Annotated in this window: 18 protein-coding genes; 7 read left to right on the top strand and 11 right to left on the bottom strand. The window is 66.1% G+C overall.

Annotated elements, in window-relative coordinates; translation table 11 throughout:
* Window positions 1-35: 35 nt before the first annotated feature.
* The gene (locus tag AC0QDI_RS13670; RefSeq protein WP_474669018.1) at window positions 36-626 is read right to left on the bottom strand and encodes a winged helix-turn-helix transcriptional regulator; all 591 of its coding nucleotides are present in this window, start codon (window positions 624-626) and stop codon (window positions 36-38) included.
* 128 nt (window positions 627-754) lie between these two features.
* Here AC0QDI_RS13670 and AC0QDI_RS13665 point away from each other — a divergent pair, with 128 nt between their 5' ends.
* Entirely contained in the window at window positions 755-952 is a 198-nt protein-coding gene (locus AC0QDI_RS13665; RefSeq protein WP_474669016.1) for a heavy-metal-associated domain-containing protein, read from the top strand.
* Between the two features lie 24 nt (window positions 953-976).
* Here the strand turns inward: AC0QDI_RS13665 and AC0QDI_RS13660 are convergent, their stop codons facing one another.
* Both AC0QDI_RS13660 and AC0QDI_RS13655 read right to left on the bottom strand, forming a co-directional pair.
* Window positions 977-1195 (bottom strand): hypothetical protein, encoded by a 219-nt coding sequence (locus AC0QDI_RS13660; RefSeq protein ID WP_474669014.1) that lies wholly within the window; start codon window positions 1193-1195, stop codon window positions 977-979.
* Window positions 1196-1315: 120 nt separating this feature from the next.
* The gene (locus tag AC0QDI_RS13655) at window positions 1316-3547 is read right to left on the bottom strand and encodes a copper-translocating P-type ATPase (RefSeq protein ID WP_474669012.1); all 2232 of its coding nucleotides are present in this window, start codon (window positions 3545-3547) and stop codon (window positions 1316-1318) included.
* A 135-nt stretch (window positions 3548-3682) separates the two neighbouring features.
* On the opposite strand from AC0QDI_RS13655, the gene hisG reads away from it, so the two are divergent.
* Window positions 3683-4543 carry an ATP phosphoribosyltransferase gene (gene hisG / locus AC0QDI_RS13650; protein ID WP_474669010.1) on the top strand — a complete coding sequence of 287 codons (861 nt, stop codon included), beginning with the start codon at window positions 3683-3685 and terminating at the stop codon, window positions 4541-4543.
* Between the two features lie 88 nt (window positions 4544-4631).
* Here hisG and AC0QDI_RS13645 read toward each other — a convergent pair whose 3' ends face one another.
* A complete protein-coding gene (locus AC0QDI_RS13645) occupies window positions 4632-5051 on the bottom strand; it encodes a DUF7344 domain-containing protein (RefSeq protein ID WP_474669008.1) in 420 nt (139 codons plus the stop codon).
* 345 nt (window positions 5052-5396) lie between these two features.
* Entirely contained in the window at window positions 5397-5957 is a 561-nt protein-coding gene (locus tag AC0QDI_RS13640; protein ID WP_006092636.1) for a TATA-box-binding protein, read from the bottom strand.
* Window positions 5958-6496: 539 nt separating this feature from the next.
* Between AC0QDI_RS13640 and AC0QDI_RS13635 the strand changes: the two genes are divergently transcribed.
* Both AC0QDI_RS13635 and AC0QDI_RS13630 read left to right on the top strand, forming a co-directional pair.
* Window positions 6497-7582, top strand: coding sequence for a methyltransferase domain-containing protein (locus tag AC0QDI_RS13635; protein WP_474669006.1), 1086 nt, complete (start codon window positions 6497-6499; stop codon window positions 7580-7582).
* A 311-nt stretch (window positions 7583-7893) separates the two neighbouring features.
* Window positions 7894-8073: an AbrB/MazE/SpoVT family DNA-binding domain-containing protein gene (locus AC0QDI_RS13630; RefSeq protein ID WP_474669004.1), complete on the top strand. Its 180-nt coding sequence runs from the start codon at window positions 7894-7896 to the stop codon at window positions 8071-8073.
* On the opposite strand, the gene AC0QDI_RS13625 is transcribed toward AC0QDI_RS13630, so the two are convergent.
* A complete protein-coding gene (locus AC0QDI_RS13625) occupies window positions 8074-8511 on the bottom strand; it encodes an acyl-CoA thioesterase (protein WP_474669002.1) in 438 nt (145 codons plus the stop codon).
* Window positions 8512-8608: 97 nt separating this feature from the next.
* Here AC0QDI_RS13625 and AC0QDI_RS13620 point away from each other — a divergent pair, with 97 nt between their 5' ends.
* Complete coding sequence (locus AC0QDI_RS13620; protein ID WP_474669000.1) at window positions 8609-9124, top strand: DUF21 domain-containing protein; 516 nt, start codon at window positions 8609-8611, stop codon at window positions 9122-9124.
* Window positions 9125-9163: 39 nt separating this feature from the next.
* Here AC0QDI_RS13620 and AC0QDI_RS13615 read toward each other — a convergent pair whose 3' ends face one another.
* The 3 genes from AC0QDI_RS13615 to AC0QDI_RS13605 all read right to left on the bottom strand — a co-directional run bounded on the left by AC0QDI_RS13615 (window position 9164) and on the right by AC0QDI_RS13605 (window position 11867).
* Window positions 9164-9625 (bottom strand): hypothetical protein, encoded by a 462-nt coding sequence (locus AC0QDI_RS13615; RefSeq protein WP_474668998.1) that lies wholly within the window; start codon window positions 9623-9625, stop codon window positions 9164-9166.
* A 25-nt stretch (window positions 9626-9650) separates the two neighbouring features.
* On the bottom strand, window positions 9651-10655 hold the full coding sequence (locus AC0QDI_RS13610) for an AAA family ATPase (RefSeq protein ID WP_474668996.1): 1005 nt from the start codon (window positions 10653-10655) through the stop codon (window positions 9651-9653).
* A gap of 87 nt (window positions 10656-10742) precedes the next feature.
* Window positions 10743-11867 carry a DUF7282 domain-containing protein gene (locus tag AC0QDI_RS13605; protein ID WP_474668994.1) on the bottom strand — a complete coding sequence of 375 codons (1125 nt, stop codon included), beginning with the start codon at window positions 11865-11867 and terminating at the stop codon, window positions 10743-10745.
* 250 nt (window positions 11868-12117) lie between these two features.
* Here AC0QDI_RS13605 and rnz point away from each other — a divergent pair, with 250 nt between their 5' ends.
* Together rnz and AC0QDI_RS13595 are read left to right on the top strand one after the other, a co-directional pair.
* A complete protein-coding gene (rnz, locus tag AC0QDI_RS13600) occupies window positions 12118-13056 on the top strand; it encodes a ribonuclease Z (protein WP_474668992.1) in 939 nt (312 codons plus the stop codon).
* A 362-nt stretch (window positions 13057-13418) separates the two neighbouring features.
* Window positions 13419-15395 (top strand): DUF460 domain-containing protein, encoded by a 1977-nt coding sequence (locus AC0QDI_RS13595; RefSeq protein WP_474668990.1) that lies wholly within the window; start codon window positions 13419-13421, stop codon window positions 15393-15395.
* A 15-nt stretch (window positions 15396-15410) separates the two neighbouring features.
* Here the strand turns inward: AC0QDI_RS13595 and AC0QDI_RS13590 are convergent, their stop codons facing one another.
* Together AC0QDI_RS13590 and AC0QDI_RS13585 are read right to left on the bottom strand one after the other, a co-directional pair.
* Entirely contained in the window at window positions 15411-15671 is a 261-nt protein-coding gene (locus AC0QDI_RS13590; RefSeq protein WP_474668988.1) for a DUF8015 family protein, read from the bottom strand.
* A gap of 67 nt (window positions 15672-15738) precedes the next feature.
* A complete protein-coding gene (locus AC0QDI_RS13585; RefSeq protein WP_474668986.1) occupies window positions 15739-15918 on the bottom strand; it encodes a DUF7470 family protein in 180 nt (59 codons plus the stop codon).
* Window positions 15919-15996: the final 78 nt, after the last annotated feature.

The raw sequence follows: 15996 nt of genomic DNA, 5'->3' as shown, positions 1-15996 counted from the left end.
AAAGTTAGAGGCAGTGGTAGCTTTGGAATAGAAGGTCAAACTCCCTCCTCGAGTCGAGTGTATCGCCCTTCGAATCGACTCGAGCAGGATGGACAGCAGAAGTGGTACACCTCGCCGTCGATGCGAGTCGACTCCCCCTCGCTGTCGACGGTATTACCACACTCTGCGCAGGTGAGCGCGAACGACGTGCCGTCGAGCGAGGGCGTCCACTCGGCGTCGTCGATCAGCGTGACGTCGTAGTCGACGCCCTCCGCGTCAGGGAGGAGCCCATCGAGCCACTCGCGGACCTGTTGTACCTGTGCACGAGCGTAGAACCAGCACTCGCCGTCGGCGGTGACGAACACGTGCTCGACGGCGTCGGCGTCCGCGATCGTCGCTTTGCAGTCGTCGACGTCGGCCGCGGGAACGGTCGCCCGCACGAATACCGGGATCCCGGCTCGGAGCTGTGACTGATCCACGTCGACGGTGAAACGCTCGATGACGCCCGCCTCCTCGAGTCGCTGGACGCGGTCGGAAACGGCCGGCCCGGAGAGGTCCACCGCCTCGGCGATTTCGCTGTACGGCCGCCGAGCGTCGTCGCCCAGCAGCCGCAGGATCGCCATGTCGGTCTCGTCGAGGTCGCGCATACGGCACCGTTCGACCGGGATAGCAAAGAGACTAGCGACCGGTTGCTTTGGAATCTGAAGTATACGTCGGCGCTACGCCCGCGTCGGAAGGAGTAATGCACAAAGAGTAGCCGTCCGTATCGTCTCGTATGAGTCAGACCATTACCGTCGAAGGAATGTCCTGCGAACACTGCGAGCAAACCGTCAAAGACGCGCTCGAGGGCGTTTCAGGCGTCGATTCCGTAGGCGTCGACCGCGAGGCGGAGCGGGCGACCGTCGAGGGCGACGCGGAGACGGCGGCTCTCGTCGAAGCGGTCGACGAGGCGGGGTACGAGGCCAGTGCGTAACTGCGCGAACCGACTGCAGCGCTACTACCGTCGCTCTTCTACTCGCGTTCCGTCTCGAGGATAGTAGTCGTATCCGCGATTCTGCGTCCGGAACCCGCAGGTGGGGCACGCTCGAACCGTTTCCTCGGATGCGTCTCGGCTCGAGCCACGGAACGGGACGAACGGGATGAGCAGAAAGAAGACGAACGTGTCGAAGCGCCGCCAGAGGATGGCACTCGCGAGCGGACTGACTAGTAGGCCCATCACCGCCGTCGCGGTTCGCGAACCGGGCAGACGAGATGGAACGTTCCCGACGACGAAAAGGAACGGGAGGGTCGGGCTCCGGATTCGTGACCGAAAGGTGCCGATCGAGGAATTCGCGAATCAATCCGCCGGTCGCGGCTCTCGCGGCGCGGAGACGCCCGGCAGGCCTGGGATCGATAGATCGACGCGTCGGAGGAACTGCGCGTTGATCGCGACGATAACCGTGCTGAGCGACATGAGCAGTGCGCCGACGGCCGGCGAGAGGAGGACCCCGATCGGCGCGAGGATCCCGGCCGCCAGCGGGAGCGCGAAGACGTTGTAGCCCGCGGCCCAGACGAGGTTCTGTTGCATCTTCCGGTAGCTCGCGCGGCTCAGTTTCACGAGCCGAACCACGTCCATCGGGTTGTTCTTGACGAGGATGATGTCCGCCGACTCGACCGCGACGTCCGTCCCGCTCCCGATCGCGATCCCGATGTCGGCCCGGGTGAGCGCCGGCGCGTCGTTGACCCCGTCGCCGACCATCGCGACCGATTTGCCCTGCGCCTGGAGCTCCGTGATCTTCTCGTCTTTGTCCTCCGGCAACACCTCTGCGAACACCGTATCGATCCCGAGATCGGTCGCGACCGCGCGGGCCACGTCCTCGGAATCGCCGGTCAGCATCGCCACCTCGAGTCCGAGTTCGTGAAGCGCGTCGACGACCCGGTAGCTCTCCTCGCGGACGACGTCCGCGAGCGCGAACGCGGCGACTGGGTCCCCCTCACGGACGAGGTAGACCACCGTCTGGGCGTTCTCGCCCGCTCGAGCGGCGAATCGCTCGAGTTCCGCTGGCACGCCGCCCTCGAGCTCCGAGAACAGGTTCGGACCGCCGACGTGAATCCGTTCGCCATCCACTGTCGCGCGAACCCCGCGCCCCTTTAGCGCCTCAAACTCCGTGGCGGATCCCCTCGAGACGCCGCGCTCGTCGGCCGCTTCGCGAACCGCTCGAGCGATCATGTGTTCGGAGTCGCCCTCGACGGTCGCGGCCAGTCGCAGGGCGTCCTCCTCGGAGACATCGCCGACGGTCTCGATGTCGACCACGCCCTGCTCGCCCTCGGTGAGCGTCCCGGTCTTGTCGAAGACGACCGTATCGAGGGTTCGGGCCCGCTCCATCGCGATGCGGTCACGGACGAGCATCCCGTTGCGCGCGGCCAGCGAGGTGTTGATCGCGACGACGAGGGGAATGGCCAGTCCGAGCGCGTGCGGACAGGCGATGACGAGGACGGTGACGACGCGTTCGATCACCGTCGAATCGAATCCCACCGCGATCGTCCACGCGCCGGCCGTGACGACGGCCGCGCCGAGGGCGACGTAGAACAGCCAGCCCGCGGCGCGATCGGCCAGCGCCTGCGTTTTCGATTCGCTCGACTGGGCCTCCTCGACCAGGCGCATGATGCCGGCGAGCGTCGTCTCCTCGCCCGTCGCGCCGATCCGCACTCGGAGGCTGCCGTCGCCGTTGACCGTCCCGCCGATCACCTCGTCTGTGGGATCCTTCGAGACCGGCGTCGATTCGCCGGTGATCATCGACTCGTTGACGTCAGACTCGCCCGCCTCGACGACGCCGTCCGCCGGCACGCTCGCGCCGGGCCGAACGAGGACGAGATCCCCTTCCTCGAGGTCGCTCGCGGGATCTTCTTCGGTCTCGCCGTCGCTCGTAATCCGCTCGGCGGTATCCGGCATCAGCTTCGCCAGTTCGTCCAGCGCACTCGAGGCCCGCCGGACCGAGCGCATCTCGATCCAGTGACCCAGCAACATGATGTCGATCAGCGTGACGAGTTCCCAGAAGAAGGCCGACTCGGTCGGGACGATGAGGCTCGCGAGGCTGTAGACGAACGCGACCGTGATCGCCATCGAGATGAGCGTCATCATCCCCGGTGCGCGCTCTCGCAGTTCCGGAACCGCCATCCGAAGGAACGGAACGCCGCCGTAGGCGAAGACGATCACCGCGAAGACGGGGGTGAGCCACTCGCTACCGGGGAACGACGGCATCGAAAAGCCGAGCCATCCCTGGAGCGTCTCGCTGTAGAGGAGAACGGGAATCGAGAGCAGCGTCGAGACGAAAAACCGCCGTCGGAACATCGTTTCGTGGCCGGCGTGCATGCCGCCGCCGTGGTCACCGTGCTCGTGGCGGTCATCGCCGTGGCCGTGACCGCCACCCGAATCGTGGCGGTCCCGAATCTCGTCTCTCCCCCGTTCGGCGTCGTCTGCCTCGCCCTCGAGCAGCGACCGCTCGACCCGATCCGACCGCTCGCCGTCGTCTCGAGCGGTATCGGCCGGTTCCGGATCGTTCCCGGTTCGGCGGTCGCGGTCGTCCATCGGTCGGTTCTCAACCGGTTAGTACGCGGTCGCGCACCAAGGAGGTGAGGCAGGCTACTCCCGGGAGAAGGGGTGTGAGGTGGCCGTCGGTCGGATGAAAAGACAGTTCCCGCCCCGCCGCTAACGTGCCAGCATATGCGAATCGCCGTTCCCAACAAGGGCCGCCTGCACGAGCCGACGATCGACCTCCTCGAGCGGGCGGGACTCCACCTCGAGAACGGAGCGGACCGAAAGCTCTACGCGGATACCGTCGACCCCGAAGTGACCGTACTGTTCGCCCGTGCGGCCGATATCCCGGAGTACGTCTCCGACGGCGCGGCCGATCTGGGCATTACGGGCTTCGATCAGGTGCAGGAGGCGCGCGTGGACAACGTCTCGGAGCTGCTCGACCTCGAGTTCGGGCGCTGCCGACTCGTCCTCGCGGCTCCCGAGGACGGCGATATCGAGCGACTCGAGGAGCTGGCGGGCAAGACGGTCGCCACCGAGTTCCCGAACATCACCGAGGACTTCTTCGCCGACACCGGCGTCGAGCCGGATATCGTCGAGGTTTCGGGCGCGACGGAACTCACGCCCCACGTCGAGATGGCCGACGCCATCGTCGACATCACGAGCACCGGGACGACGCTGAAGATGAATCGACTGGCCATCGTCGACGAGGTCCTCTCGAGTTCCGTCCGACTGTTCGGTCGCGACGACGTGCTCGACGAGCCCAAGATCGACGAGGTCGGGACCGCTCTCTCCTCGGTCAAACAGGCCGAAGGGAAGCGCTACCTGATGATGAACGTTCCCCGGGACCGACTCGAGGACGTCCGCGACGTCATTCCGGGGCTGGGCGGGCCGACGATCATGGACATCGCCGACGAAAACGGCGACGAGGCGACCGTCGCCGTCCACGCCGTCGTCGACGAGCGAAGCGTCTTCGAGACGATCACCGAGGTCAAAAACGCCGGCGCGAGCGATATTTTGGTGACCGAGATCGAGCGACTGGTCGAGTAGTCCGGTCGGTGGGGCCCGACCGGCCGGCCGAGTCGAGGCTCGAGCGCCGGACCGACGAAGCACCGCATCCGATCGATCCGCGTCCGGGCTACTCGAGCCGGGCGGCGATCGGTCGCTCGAGCGAGTCGAACTCGAGGAGCGATTCGAACGCGGCGCAGTTCGCCGCCGGACCGACGAGGCTCCGCACCCGATCGAAGCGGACGATATCGTGTTTCTCGAGCAGCGGGAGGTGGGTTTCGCGCAGCGACGTGTGAATCCGCTGGCGCAGTTGGTGGATCGTCGTCCCGACCGTGGGGTCGTGTTCGGCGTCGGCGAGCCGGCCGACGAGCGTCCGGAGGGGGAGCGGATCGTCGGTCGCGAGCACACAGCGGAGGATTTCACAGCGGCGGTCGCTGTCGACGACGCGGGAGATCGTCTCGCGCGGGAGGGGGCGACGACCGAGCGCACCGTCGTTGCCGAGGCGAAACCGATCCGAAGCGGTCGGCGTTGGATCAGGGTGGATCGTCATGGACACGAGAAAGTCAGCGACGCCACTCCGGATAAACGCGAGCAGTCGTTTCGACGAATATGGCACGATTCAGTCCAGTCGGCCCCGCTATGGCCGGAATGAACGATCGAGAACCCAGTAAAAGCAACGACGATTCGGCGACCAGCGACGGAACTCGTGACGATTCGGAATCGACGCGAGTTCCCGAACGCGAGTAACAGCGGATTACCGACCGGTGAGCAACAGAATCGTTCAACGGGGCCGAATTCGGGACGATGTCGCGCAGACGGTTACCGACGGCTCGTCTGTAAGCGGACAGCCGCTGATGGCGGCGACACCGGCTCGAGCAACGCGACCCGGACGGCGTTACTCGAGCAGACCGAGGTCCTCGAGCCGGGAGACGATCTTGTCGACCGCGTGTTCGGCGTCGACGGGCTTTTTCCCGCCGGTGATGACGAGTTTCCCGGAGCCAAAGAGCAGGGCGACGACCTCGGGGTCGTCGAGTCGGTAGACGAGGCCGGGGAACTGCTCGGGCTCGTACTCGATGTTCTCGAGGCCCAGCCCGATAGCGATCGCGTTCAGGTTGAGGTTCCGGCCCAGATCGGCCGAGGTGACGATGTTCTGGACGACGATCTCGGGGTCTTCGTTGACCTGAATCTGGAGTTCACGGAGCTTGTCGAAGACGATTCGCAGGCTCTCGTGGACGTCGTCGGTGCTTTTCGCGCCGGTACAGACGATCTTTCCCGATCGGAAGATCAGGGCGGCGGATTTGGGATTCTGGGTTCGGTAGACGAGACCGGGGAACTGCTCGGGGTCGTAGTCGGCCCCCTCGAGGTCCATCGCGACGCTCTGGAGGTCGAGTTCCTGCCCGATGCCGGTCGACGCCACCACGTTTTCGATGTTGATGGTGTCCTTCGGATCCGTCATTAGTCGCTTAAAAGGACGTATTTAAGATTTATAAAGGTTGGTACCGCCACCTGATATATCCGGTATATACGACCGGAATCGATCCGTGACCGTCGCCGGGTCGTGGTTGCTCATACGGCCAGGAGTAGCGATCCGTGATCGGCGGACCCACGTGCCGTGGCGCGCGCTGGGTCGCGGTTCGCCGTGACGGCGAACCGCGGCGCGAACATGCGCGAGGGATGAGTGAGCGACGGTAGGAGCGAGCGTTAGCGCGGGACCGACGGTCCCGCGAACCATGCGAATAGTGCGAGACCTCCGGTCTCGCATACCATGCGAACGGCGGCTCCGCCGCCGTGAGCAGACGGGCGCTGAGCGCCCGTGAGCAGAAATCGGTTGGGGAGGGTGTGGCGATTCCGTGGTGCCACGATAGCAGGACGCCCGCTTTCGACAAACTTCGACCTCGAATCCGTAGTGGAAGGTGCGAGACGGACCAACGTGCGTTCCGCGGGTGATTCGCGAAAAACGGCACTCTCATACCCGAGGCGCGGCGACAGTCGACCGTGTACCTTCTCGAGTTCGGCGGCGAGGACGACGCGTTCGCGGCACGCGAGGCCCGGAGCACCGCGACCGGCGTGGAGGGAATCGCACCGGGGCTCGCCGTCGCACGGTCGGTCGTCCCCGATCGCGTCCGCGGCCTCGCCTACACCCACCGCACCAGCGAACTCCTGGGACGGGGCGACGCAGACCTCGAGAGCGCTCGCGCGATCCTCGAGGCCGCCGCGATCGACCGAGAGGGATCGGTCGCGGTACGGGCGACGGACGTCCACGGCTCGAGCGGCGTGAGCACCGAAACGGCGGAACGTGAACTCGGCCAAATCCTGGTCGATCGCGGCTTTTCCGTGGATCTCGAGGAGCCCGACCACCTCCTGCGCGTCGCGTTTTCGGAGGGGACGCTCGAGACCGACGGAGACGACGGCGTGCTCGAGCCCCTCGAGGGCGACGGAACCGATGACGCCGACGGCGAGCGGGTCTCCGTCTGTGCACTCGGCTGGCTCGCGGCCGAGAGCGTCCGCGATTTCGGGACCCGCGCGCCGACGGACAAACCCTTCTTCCAGCCCGGCAGCATGGACCCGCTGCTCGCGCGGGCCGTGGCGAACGTCGCCGGCGCTCGGTCGGGCGCGACGATCCTCGACCCGATGTGTGGCACCGGCGGCGTGCTCGTCGAGGCGGGCCTCGTCGGCGCGGACGTGATCGGCACCGACGCGCAGGCGAAGATGGCCGAGGGCGCGCGGACCAATTTGGGACACTTCCTCGAGCGCGACGAGCCCTCGCCCACCGGCGTGTCGCGGGGGTCGTGGCACGTCGGCCGCGGTGACGCGACCCGGCTACCGCTGGCCGACGACGCGGTCGACGGCGTCGTCTTCGACGCTCCCTACGGGCGTCAGTCGAAGATCGAGACGCACCGGCTCGCGGACCTCGTTGCCGGCGCGCTCGAGGAAGCCCGTCGAGTGGCCCCGCGAGCGGTCGTGATCGCCGATCGATCGTGGGCCGGGGAAGCGCGGGCGGCCGGCTGGGAACTCGAGTCCGCGTTCGAGCGCCGGGTTCACCGGTCGCTGACGCGGTACGTGATGGTGCTCGAGCGATAATCCTCGTAACGTCTGTCGATTATTTGTGTTAAATCTGTAGAACGGATACAGAACGACTGGGGGAACAGATTTGCTGCTATCGTGGCAACACGGAGTAGCCACGCCCTCCCCAACCGATTCACTCGTTCACTACGTTCACTCGTTCATCCCTCGCGATATCGCGTCGCGGTTCGTCAGTGACGAACCGCGACCCAGCGCGCCATCATAGAGACCGAACAGTCAGCCGCCCGCTGTAGCGAGTCACGAGAGGGTTCGGATCGTCCCCTCTCTTATCGAGGGCGGTGACGTGTGATTAGACACCGGTGATCCGTATGGACGGAACGGAAGACGCTGCTGGCGAAGAATACGGCACTATTCGTCTCGACTGTCGCGGCCGGGTAACGATTCCGACGGAACTCCGCGACGAACTCGATCTCGAGACGGTTACGCGAGGATCGAAGTGGGGTGACGAAGCGTTTCGGGACGCAGGTGACGCGACGTTCGGTGGGTGATCAGCCCTCGATCTCGTGAACGCGATCGCGAAGCCGTTGCCCCTCCTCGCTCTCGACCGAGAGGTCGGGGACCGGGACCTTCTCGCCGTTCTCGTCGATCGCGACGAACGTGAACGTCGACTCGGTCGTCTTCTCGGTCTCGCCGCTACGGGGCTCCTCGCGCCAGGCGCGGAGCGCGACGTGGACGCTCGTCCGGCCCGCGTCATAGACGTAGGCCTCCACGAGGGCGGTGTCACCGATCTGAATCGGACGCTCGAAGTCGAGTTCGTTCACTCGAGCGGTGACGCAGGTCTCGCCGGCGAAACGCATCGCGGACATCGCGCTCACCTCGTCGAGCCACTTCATCAGGTTGCCGCCGTGGAGCGTGTCGTTGTTGTTCGCGTGGTTCGGCTGGACGCGAAAGCGGTTCCGAATGTGGGTCTCGAGAAGCGTCGGCATACCCGACCTTCGTCCGGCGATGGGAAAACGCTCCGTATCGACGCGATACCAGCCGGAAATCCCTCGTCTTCATGGACCTCGTCCCGAAATCGGGGGCATGGTCGATCTCACGCTGGCGTGGTTCGGGCTCGGTGCGACGGTCGTGTTGCTGTGCTGTAGCGCGTTCTTCTCGAGCGCAGAAACGGCGATCTTCACGCTGCCGACGGCGTGGATCGACGAACGGGCGACGAGCGGGGATCGGCGAGCGACCGCGCTCAAATCCCTCCGGGACGACCCGCACCGGCTGCTCGTGACGGTTCTGGTCGGCAACAACGTCGTCAACGTGGCGCTCTCGAGTATCGTGACGGTCGTCTTCGTCACTTACCTCCCCACCGGAATCGCCGTGACCGCCGCGACGGTCGCCGTCAGCGTCGTCGTCCTCGTGTTCGGCGAAATCGTCCCCAAGTCGTACGGGCTGGGAAACGCCCAGCGGTGGGCGGTCGCGGTCGCACGGCCGATCACGATGGTCGAGCGCGCCCTCTCGCCGCTCGTGACCGTTTTCGACGTCGTGACGCAGTGGCTGAGCGATCGGATCGGTGGGAGCAGTGACCTCGAGAAACCGTACGTCGACTAAATCGACTGCCGGACGAGACGCCGTCGTCCTGACGAGCCGTCAACTGACTGCCGCCCGCTCGAACCGGTAAGCGGTGGTGACGGCGCTAACGACGAGGAACCCAGTACCGATCACCACATCGGGAGGGGACGTGCCGGTCGCGACTACCCAGCCGACGAACGCGCCGAGAGCACTCAGCAATGCAGCGAAAAAGCCCACCGAGAGCGCGGACACGATGGTCGGTCCGAACCGCCGGAGCAAGCACTCGGCGACGACGACGCCGCCGATCAGCGACGTGAGGACGATCGCGTTCCCCGTCGGTGACTCGCCGATACCGGGCGCGATACTGAGCGGAATACGAACCTGCGGTGTGAGAATGAACACGGCCCAGAAACGAGTGAGCAGCGTGATCGATTTCGACTCGTCGTTCGAGACAGCCGGGTCCTCGAGCGACGATGGCGAGCGAGACGGGGGCCTCGACTCGAGATCGGCGAGCCGTTCATCGAGTGAATCGTCCGTCATCAGAGTCACCATCAGGGGACAGTCGTCAGGCGTCCCGACCCAGCTCCGCAAGGAGATGCGAGACGTGAATCCGATCGCTCGTCCCCTCGTGCATCTCGAAGTCGATGTCGGCGGCCAGCCGATGAACTCGAGCGAGGTGCTCGCCCTGGTAGCGCTTGCGCGCGACTCGGAGGACCACGTCCAGTACCTCGTTGCCGTCCAACCCCTCGTCGACGAGCAGGTCGTCCAGCGTCGATCGCGCGTCGGTGAACTCGCCGGCTTCGGCGTCGTCGAGCATCGACTCGACCTCGTCCTCGAGGCCGACCTCGCCGATCGTCTCGTAGGCCGCGCTCATCGTGAGTTCGCCCGCGTCCTCGACGGTCGTCTGGGCCGCGAGGATCGCCTGCCGGAGGTTCCCGTTCGCGTAGCCCGCGACGAACTCGAGGCCGTCGTCGTCGTACGCGACTTCCTCTTCCTCGACGATGCGCTCGAGGACGGTCACGGTCTCCTCGCTGGTCGGCGAGGGGAAGGAGACGGGGAAACACCGGGAGCGGATCGGCGGGATGAGCTTGGTCGGCTGGCGCGTGGCGACGATGAACTGCGTCGTCCGGTGGTGTTGCTCCATGATCCGGCGCAGGGCCTGCTGGAAGTCCTCGCGGACGTCCTCGGCGTTGTCGAGCAAGATCGTGGTGTACCCCCCCGAGACCGGCGCGTAGCTCGCGGACTCCTTGAGAACGTGGTTGATCATGTCCCGCTTCGACATCGAGGACCGACCGACGAGGAAGTGCTCGAAGCGGGGATCGTTCTTGATCTCGGTCTTGGTCCGGCCGAAGAAGTCGGCGACGTTGATCTCGACGAAATCGTTGTCCGGGTCGGCGTGCGCCTCGCGGACCAGTGCGCGCGCCGCGGCCGTCTTCCCGCTTCCGGGCGGCCCCTGCAGGAGGAGGTTGATCGGCTCCTCGACGGCTCGTTGTAAGTACTCGCGAGCGTCGTCCTGTGGCAACTCGGCCAGCTCCGGGGCGTGGGTTTCGGTCCACAGCGGCGCGTCCATCGCCAGCGACTAGGAGCGGGCCGGGTAAGAATCGGTCGATTATTCGGCCCGGTCGAATCGGCAGCGACCCGGTGACGGAAGGGACGGCTACTCGCCGGTCGACTCGTTGTCGGAACCGTCACCGCCGTCGCTCGAGTTCTCGGCCGCGTCCGCGATCGTGAACGTCGTTTCGACCGGGTCGCCCTCGAACTCGATCGTCGACGCCGAATCGGCCTCGTCCGGATCGCCCGCGTAGAGGCCTGCCGTCAGTTCGTCCGTCTCGCCGACGGCGGTGTCGTTGGCGAGATCGACGGTGACGTTCTCGTGCTCGCCGGGCTCGAGTTCGTCGCTCGTGGCGACTATCGAGCCGTCGTGCTCGAGGGCGACGAACCCGGTTTCGGGAATCGCGGCCGAGACGGTCACGCGCTCCGTGCTCGCATCGGTGACCGCGACGCTCGGATCGGTGTGGAACTCGAGATCGATCCGCTCGAGTTCCCCGTCGTCCTCGGTGTAGACGCCGATCGACCGGTTTCCGGGCGGTGCACCATCGGTGTTCGTCTCGAGGGTCACGGTCCGAGTCTCGCCGCCCTCGAGTTCCAGCACCTGTCGCGCGAAGACGGCGCCATCAATGCGGACCTCGACGGGCTGTTGGGCCCGGAACTCCGTCGGATTGCGGATCGTGGCGTTCACCTCGATCGTCTCGTTCGTCGTCGCCGTCGCCGGCGCGTCGATCGATTCGACCACGAACGAGTTGCTGACCGCGTCATCGCCCGTCGTCACCGTCGCGGTGTCGCTGACCGGAAACCCGTCCTCGAGATAGGGGCGATCCTCCTCGCCGCCGCTCGCCCCGTAGGCGTAGCCCTCGTCGTCGGACGTGTCCCGATGAACCGTCGCGGTCAGCTGCCCGAGGAGTTCGCGGGTCGCGTCGTCCTCGCGCTCGACGGTCACGTTCTCGTGGCTGCCGGCCTCGAGACGCTCGGAGACGGCCAGCGGCTCGTCGCCGCCGTCACTGACGACGACGTAGCCGCCCTCGGAAAGGGTAACCGACTGCACCGTGACGGTGGAGCCGTTGCCCTGTTGATCCTCGAACGTGATCGAGGCCTCGTGGTCCTCCTCGACGCCGAAGATGGCGGGGGCCTGGCCGACGACGATACCGGCGGCGACGACGATCATGATCGCGATCAGAATCGCTCCGATCCGCTTCAGCGTGCCGAACGTCAGTCTCGAACTCATTGGGGGTGTCGTCGTCCCCCTCTTCGTGTTCGACGGACGTAAAATGCGCAGTCCGTTCGCAGGCTTCTGATTCGGTTCGGGATGGGGGCTCCACATAACCGCCAGTTACGAGCGTTCAGCGAGGACGTTCGTCGCCGAGGACGATTCGACGGTCGGGCTCGCGATTTCCACCGACGAGAGCGGTGCGAAACGGACGCTCGGCTCGAGCGATCCGAAGCCGGTTTAGTCGCGGCCCGCCGAAGGGGTACCGATGCCACTGCGCGTGACGTTTCTGGGGACGGCCGGCGCGATTCCGACGACGGCGCGAAATCCGAGTAGCGTCTTCGTCGCCCGCGAGGGCGAAGGACTGTTGTTCGACGCCGGCGAGGGGACCCAGCGCCAGATGATGCGCTTTGGCACCGGCTTTTCCGTCTCGCAGCTGTTCGTCACGCACCTCCACGGCGACCACGTTCTCGGGATTCCGGGATTGCTCCAGACGATGGCATTCAACGATCGCGACGAGCCGCTTGCCATCCACACCCCTCGCGGTACGCGCGGCCAGCTCGAGTCGCTGGTGAACGCCCTCGGAAACCGCCCCTCGTTTCCGGTGCGGATCGACGAGGTCGACGGCGGCGACGTCGCCTACCGCACCGACGAGTACGAGGTCCGCGCGTTCGACACCGACCACGACACCCGCTCGGTCGGCTACGCCCTCGTCGAGGACGACCGCAAGGGCCGATTCGACCGCGAGCGCGCCGAGGAACTCGGCGTTCCCGTCGGGCCGAAGTTCTCCAGGCTCCACGAGGGCGAGGCCGTCGAACTCGAGGACGGAACCGTCGTCGGCCCCGAGCAGGTCGTCGGCGACCCCCGACCCGGCCGATCGATCGTCTACACCGGCGACACCCGCCCCGCGCAGGCGACGATCGAGGTCGCCGAGGAACCCGACCTGCTGATCCACGACGCGACCTTCGCCGACGACCGGGCCGATCGGGCGACCGACACCGCCCACTCGACGGCCCGGCAGGCCGCCGAGATCGCGAACCGCGCCGGCGCGGACCGGCTCGCACTGATACACCTCTCCTCGCGCTACGCCGGTCACACCGCCGATCACGAGGACCAGGCTCGCGAGGTCTTCGACGGCGATCCTGCGGACGTGTTCGTCCCCGACGACGGACAGGGGCTCGAGATACCGTATCCCGACGGCGAGTAGGTCAGTCGACGCGACCGTTCGAGACAGAGGAACGGCATTTCACTTCAGACCGTCCAGCCGGTGCGGTGGCGCGCGCTGTCGACCGGCCGAACGAGAGTGAGGGCGGTCGTATGACACTGCGCGAGGGATGAGTGAGCGAGTACAGCGAGCGAACGAATCGGTTGGGGAGGGCGTGGCGGTTCCGTGTTGCCACGGTAGCAGAGAACTTCTTTCATCGAACACACTACCGAGTATCTTGCTCAGTAAACCGGGTGAAAAATCGAATCGGCTGGAGAACGCGCCCCTGCACCCGGCTTTCGTCCGACTCTATCGCAGTGCGAACCCGCGCCGGATTTATAGCCGTCTCGTTCCTACGGCCCGCTGTGAGTACGCGAACGAGTGCGCTCGATGCGGTCGTCTTCGGTGTCGACGTTCAGAGCGGTGACGTGCGTGGCGATGCCCCATCGTACGCACTGGCGGTCTACGACGGAGACGAGATCGCTCGAGACGTCGTCTCTCACCGCAAGCTCAGGCGACTGATCGACGACGAGGAGCCGGCGATCGTCGCGACCGACAACATGTACGAGCTGGCCGCCGACAAGGACCAGCTGATCCACTTCCTCGGCTCGCTACCGACCGGAACCAAGCTCGTGCAGGTGACTGGTGCCGAACAGCCCGAACCACTCTCCCGCGTCGCGAACCGCCACAACGTCCCCTACGGAAAGGACCCGATGCAGGAGGCCGAAGCCGCCGCCCGGTTGGCCGCCCACAACGTCGGCCACGAAGTCTCCGCGTTCACCGACACGACCGAAGTGAAGGTCGCCCGCGGCCGCTCGACCGGCAGCGGCGGCTGGAGCGAGGACCGCTACACCCGCCGCATCCACGGCTCGGTCAGGAAACGAGCCCGCGAGGTCGAGTCCGAACTCGAGAAACACAACCTCGAGTACGAGCGCGACGTTCGGGAGGCCTACGGGGGCTTCGCGAACGCGATTTTCACCGTCCGGGCCCGGCCCAGCGACATCCCCGTCTCGCGAAACCGATCCGGCGACGTCCGCGTCGAGATCGAGCGCGAGCGCCGCGACGGCATCGAGTTCGAGCCCCTCGTCAAGCGCCGCGACCACGTCGTCGTCGGCATCGATCCGGGGACGACGACCGCCGTCGCGATCGTCGGCCTCGAGGGCGAGATGCTCGACGTCTGGAGTTCCCGAACCAGCGACACCGCCGACGTGATCGAGTGGATCGTCGAGCGGGGCCGCCCGGTCATCGTCGCGGCCGACGTGACGCCGATGCCCGAAACCGTCGAGAAGTTTCGCCGGAGTTTCGACGCCGCCGGTTGGGCACCCGACAGCGATCTCCCGGTCGACGAGAAGCAACACCGCACGCGCGAGCACCCCTACGACGACGACCACCAGCGCGACGCGATGGCCGCCGCGCTCTACGCCGTCGACGCCCACGAGGACCAGTTCGAGCGCATCGCCGACAAACTCCCGCCGGGGATCGATCGCGGCGAGGTAACCGCCCGCGTCGTCGCCGGCGACGAAAGCGTCGAGGCCGTCCTCCGGGATCTGTCCGACGACGAGAGCGGCGAGGAGGAGGAACGAAACGAGCACGAGCCCCGCGAACTCACCGAGGAGGAACGGCGGATCAAGGACTTAGAGCGCCAAGTCGAACGGCTCCAGTCGCACGTCGACCGCCTCGAGGGCCGCGTCGCCGAGCGCGACGACCGGATCGACGAGCTCGAGTCGAAACTGACCCTCGCTCGCCGCGAGGAACGAACGCAGGTTCGCAAAGACCGCGAGGTGAGCCGCCTCGAGCGAAAGGCGAACCGACTCGAGCGCGAGCGCGACGACGCCCGCGAGGACGTCGAGAGCCTCGAAAACAAAGTCGAGCGGATGAAGGCCCTCTGGAAGCTCGATCACTCGAACTTCAGCGACGTCTCCGCGAAGAAGGAGGGGCTGGTTCCGGTGAAAGTCGTCGAGAAGTTCACGAAGGGGGCGATTCGCGAGGCCGACGAGCAGTACGGCATCGCGAGCGGCGACGTGGTCTACATCCGGGACGCCAGCGGTGCGGGCCGGTCGACGGCCGAGCTCCTCGCGGAGTTCGACCCCCGCGTCGTCCTCAAGGACGGCGGCCTCTCCGAGATCGCCGACGAGATCCTCTTCGAGAGCGAGATTCCGGTCGGCCCCGCCGACGATGTCGCCATGCAGGAGGTCGACGAGCTCGCCGTCGCCCGCGATGCCGACGTCGAAGCCGCCATCGACGACTGGCACGAACGCGCCGAGGCGCGGAAACGCGACCGCAAATCGGCGATGGTCGACCAGCTCATCAGCGAGCACCGAGCCGGCGACAGCGAGGTGTGAATGGGCTAGGTCGCGTTACGGTTCGGGACCGGTTTTTATCGGCGAGAGCGCCTCTGGCACCTCCTCGAGGGAGAGTTCCTCCCGCAGGTCCTCGGTGCCGTCGACCGGACCGTTGACGAACAGCGCGTGGCCGATGAACGCGATCGAGACGAGTCCGAGGATACCGATCGCGGCCGTGAGCGGGACGGCCGTCGCGTACCCGACGACGGCTCCGGTCCCGAGGCTCGCTGCGATGGCGACCAACACGAGATCGTAGTACTGGATCGTGTATCCCATACGAGCGATACGCGATCCAGGATGAAAACGCTTGAGCCGTTGGGTTCAGGTCCTCGCTCGAGGATAGTCAGAACATCCCGAAGTTCTGGAGCAGCCCCGAGATCAGGGACTTGACGACCAGACCGAGTCCGGCAACGATGAGTGCCATCCCCGCAGCGATCAGTAGATTCTGGGATGCGATGAGACCGATACCGGCGAGCAAGATCACGATACCGGCGACACCGAGCGCGCCGAGGTTTTTCAACATACGCAGGGGTGCAGAGCCGAGCGAAATAAACGGCGTGGTTTCCGCGCTCGCACGTCCGTCACGCGCCGTCAGCGTCCG

The sequence above is a fragment of the Natrinema sp. LJW11 genome, assembly GCF_056135975.1.
This window is presented reverse-complemented; position numbering and strand designations above follow the sequence as displayed.

Coding starts and splice junctions, on each gene's coding strand:
- AC0QDI_RS13585 (WP_474668986.1), bottom strand. CDS start 15,918: ATGTTGAAAAACCTCGGCGCGCTCGGTGTCGCCGGTATCGTGATCTTG.
- AC0QDI_RS13605 (WP_474668994.1), bottom strand. CDS start 11,867: ATGAGTTCGAGACTGACGTTCGGCACGCTGAAGCGGATCGGAGCGATT.
- AC0QDI_RS13610 (WP_474668996.1), bottom strand. CDS start 10,655: ATGGACGCGCCGCTGTGGACCGAAACCCACGCCCCGGAGCTGGCCGAG.
- AC0QDI_RS13660 (WP_474669014.1), bottom strand. CDS start 1,195: ATGGGCCTACTAGTCAGTCCGCTCGCGAGTGCCATCCTCTGGCGGCGC.
- AC0QDI_RS13630 (WP_474669004.1), top strand. CDS start 7,894: ATGGACGGAACGGAAGACGCTGCTGGCGAAGAATACGGCACTATTCGT.
- AC0QDI_RS13615 (WP_474668998.1), bottom strand. CDS start 9,625: ATGACGGACGATTCACTCGATGAACGGCTCGCCGATCTCGAGTCGAGG.
- AC0QDI_RS13645 (WP_474669008.1), bottom strand. CDS start 5,051: ATGACGATCCACCCTGATCCAACGCCGACCGCTTCGGATCGGTTTCGC.
- AC0QDI_RS13670 (WP_474669018.1), bottom strand. CDS start 626: ATGCGCGACCTCGACGAGACCGACATGGCGATCCTGCGGCTGCTGGGC.
- rnz (WP_474668992.1), top strand. CDS start 12,118: ATGCCACTGCGCGTGACGTTTCTGGGGACGGCCGGCGCGATTCCGACG.
- AC0QDI_RS13620 (WP_474669000.1), top strand. CDS start 8,609: ATGGTCGATCTCACGCTGGCGTGGTTCGGGCTCGGTGCGACGGTCGTG.
- AC0QDI_RS13640 (WP_006092636.1), bottom strand. CDS start 5,957: ATGACGGATCCGAAGGACACCATCAACATCGAAAACGTGGTGGCGTCG.
- hisG (WP_474669010.1), top strand. CDS start 3,683: ATGCGAATCGCCGTTCCCAACAAGGGCCGCCTGCACGAGCCGACGATC.
- AC0QDI_RS13665 (WP_474669016.1), top strand. CDS start 755: ATGAGTCAGACCATTACCGTCGAAGGAATGTCCTGCGAACACTGCGAG.
- AC0QDI_RS13625 (WP_474669002.1), bottom strand. CDS start 8,511: ATGCCGACGCTTCTCGAGACCCACATTCGGAACCGCTTTCGCGTCCAG.
- AC0QDI_RS13590 (WP_474668988.1), bottom strand. CDS start 15,671: ATGGGATACACGATCCAGTACTACGATCTCGTGTTGGTCGCCATCGCA.
- AC0QDI_RS13655 (WP_474669012.1), bottom strand. CDS start 3,547: ATGGACGACCGCGACCGCCGAACCGGGAACGATCCGGAACCGGCCGAT.